A 2613-nucleotide genomic window follows, 5' to 3' on the forward strand; every position below is an offset into this window, starting at 1 on the left:
TAGACCTCTTGCAAAAGTAGCAGAGGGAATTAAAATAAGAAGAACATTCATCGTTGTCTAAGAACCATGCCAAACATAGATAAGCTACTCAAACAAAGTGACGCTGGTTTTAAACGCTACACTGGCATTCATAAAGCCACCTTTTATGACATGCTTGATGCCATGCAAGAGCATGAAGCATCTAAGACCAAATCAGGTAGACCAAGTGTGCTCAGTCTTAAGGAGCAGATACTACTAGCCCTGACTTATTGGCGTGAATACCGCACGCTTTATCATATCAGTATGGACTTTGGTATTCATGAGTCTTCTGCTAGCCGTATCATTCGTAAAGTAGAAGACACACTGATTGACTCTGGCAAGTTTGAATTACCTAAAAAGCTGCCTAGTCGTGTCGATGACGACATCAATTGGTCAGTCGTCATTGTTGATGCTACCGAAACCCCTATTGAGCGTCCAAAAAAAACCAAAGAGACTACTACAGCGGTAAGAAAAAACAACACACCTTAAAAGCGCAGGTTATCGTTCATTGGCAAACTGGTTTGATACTTGATGTGCAAACCTGTAAAGGGTCAATCCACGATTTTAAGCTGTATAAAGATACTTGTCCTGACTGGTTACCTTGTGACGCCAAGCTACTAGCCGATAGTGGTTATCAAGGGTTAGCAAAGTTACATGAGCAAACTTTCACGCCATTTAAGAAACCTCGTGGTGGTCAGTTATTAGAGATATGCAAACAGGCCAATCACTATCTGGCAAAGTTCCGTATTGTGGTTGAGCACAAAATAGGCTTAATCAAGTTGTTTAAAATCGTGGCTCATAAATATCGCAACCGTCGTCAGCGCTATGATCTTAGAATGAAGCTGTTTGCTGGTATCATTAATTCCGAGCTTAAATTATGACTTTTGCAAGAGGTCTAGTTTGTCAAATTTTTCAAACCTAATACTTAGTATAGGACTAAGTAATTCAAATAACATAATATTTGTTACTTCAACCACCATTCCATTTTTTTCCACATAAGGAAATAAGAATGCCTCTTCGCTATCGATAGTAAAAAATAAGTCATTATAAATGGAGTAACTACTATCTTGATATAAGGCTTTGAAAAATTTTGTAGCTGATACTAATGGTTCAATTTTATAAAATATAAACGGATGGTTTTCTAAGTCGAAGACACTATCTAGGATATAATCTTCATCTTCATCTTCATCTTCATCTTCATCTTCATCCCCTACTAAAGTATTAACATCTTTAAATTTATCATTAATAATTTCATTTTTTGAATATAGAGTATCCCCTATCGAGTATATTTGCAAACTAGCATCTCCAAAAATATAACTATAAAATCCATTATCTTTGATAGCTTTTTGTAAGAGATCTGAGTTCGTAATTAAGTATTTTAAGGTCTCGGAGTCTATATGATTCGTCGTGATAAGTTCATCTGAAAGCTGCTTTATTTTTGCAGCACTCCAAGTGTTAGTAAATGAATCAAGTTTTAATACATTTTCTATATTGTAATCAGACGATATTTCTAAGTTTTTCCAATCATTCGTAGTCGTAAAGTTAGTATTATAATCTTCGTTAAATAAGTTTAAAAATAGAGATAAGTCAATAGGATTAGAAAGCATAGCAGATATATCGAAACTATCTTCGATAATCGATATTTTAAGAGACTCTAATGTTTCTTCAAGCCTATCTAATAGACCTCTTGCAAAAGTAGCAGAGGGAATTAAAATAAGAAGAACATTCATCGTTGTCTAAGAACCATGCCAAACATAGATAAGCTACTCAAACAAAGTGACGCTGGTTTTAAACGCTACACTGGCATTCATAAAGCCACCTTTTATGACATGCTTGATGCCATGCAAGAGCATGAAGCATCTAAGACCAAATCAGGTAGACCAAGTGTGCTCAGTCTTAAGGAGCAGATACTACTAGCCCTGACTTATTGGCGTGAATACCGCACGCTTTATCATATCAGTATGGACTTTGGTATTCATGAGTCTTCTGCTAGCCGTATCATTCGTAAAGTAGAAGACACACTGATTGACTCTGGCAAGTTTGAATTACCTAAAAAGCTGCCTAGTCGTGTCGATGACGACATCAATTGGTCAGTCGTCATTGTTGATGCTACCGAAACCCCTATTGAGCGTCCAAAAAAAACCAAAGAGACTACTACAGCGGTAAGAAAAAACAACACACCTTAAAAGCGCAGGTTATCGTTCATTGGCAAACTGGTTTGATACTTGATGTGCAAACCTGTAAAGGGTCAATCCACGATTTTAAGCTGTATAAAGATACTTGTCCTGACTGGTTACCTTGTGACGCCAAGCTACTAGCCGATAGTGGTTATCAAGGGTTAGCAAAGTTACATGAGCAAACTTTCACGCCATTTAAGAAACCTCGTGGTGGTCAGTTATTAGAGATATGCAAACAGGCCAATCACTATCTGGCAAAGTTCCGTATTGTGGTTGAGCACAAAATAGGCTTAATCAAGTTGTTTAAAATCGTGGCTCATAAATATCGCAACCGTCGTCAGCGCTATGATCTTAGAATGAAGCTGTTTGCTGGTATCATTAATTCCGAGCTTAAATTATGACTTTTGCAAGAGGTCTA

The 2613-nt window shown here is 37.1% G+C and carries 3 protein-coding genes and 2 pseudogenes; 4 read left to right on the forward strand and 1 reads right to left on the reverse strand.

Going from position 1 to position 2613, the window contains the following annotated elements; translation table 11 throughout:
- Positions 1-66 precede the first annotated feature (66 nt).
- Complete coding sequence (locus W234_RS0100825; protein WP_025643546.1) at positions 67-507, forward strand: transposase family protein; 441 nt, start codon at positions 67-69, stop codon at positions 505-507.
- A gap of 8 nt (positions 508-515) precedes the next feature.
- Positions 516-899, forward strand: a pseudogene (locus tag W234_RS0100830) (transposase family protein); the annotation flags it as partial.
- Here the strand turns inward: W234_RS0100830 and W234_RS0100835 are convergent.
- Positions 894-1748: a hypothetical protein gene (locus W234_RS0100835; protein ID WP_025643823.1), complete on the reverse strand. Its 855-nt coding sequence runs from the start codon at positions 1746-1748 to the stop codon at positions 894-896. The pseudogene W234_RS0100830 and the gene W234_RS0100835 sit on opposite strands and share 6 nt — an antisense overlap.
- A 15-nt stretch (positions 1749-1763) precedes the next feature.
- On the opposite strand from W234_RS0100835, the gene W234_RS0100840 reads away from it, so the two are divergent.
- Both W234_RS0100840 and W234_RS0100845 read left to right on the forward strand, forming a co-directional pair.
- Positions 1764-2204: a transposase family protein gene (locus W234_RS0100840; protein ID WP_025643546.1), complete on the forward strand. Its 441-nt coding sequence runs from the start codon at positions 1764-1766 to the stop codon at positions 2202-2204.
- 8 nt (positions 2205-2212) lie between these two features.
- A pseudogene (locus W234_RS0100845) lies at positions 2213-2596 on the forward strand (transposase family protein); the annotation flags it as partial.
- Positions 2597-2613 lie beyond the last annotated feature (17 nt).

The organism is Psychrobacter sp. TB15 (assembly GCF_000511655.1).
GTDB classification, from domain to species: Bacteria; Pseudomonadota; Gammaproteobacteria; order Pseudomonadales; family Moraxellaceae; genus Psychrobacter; species Psychrobacter submarinus.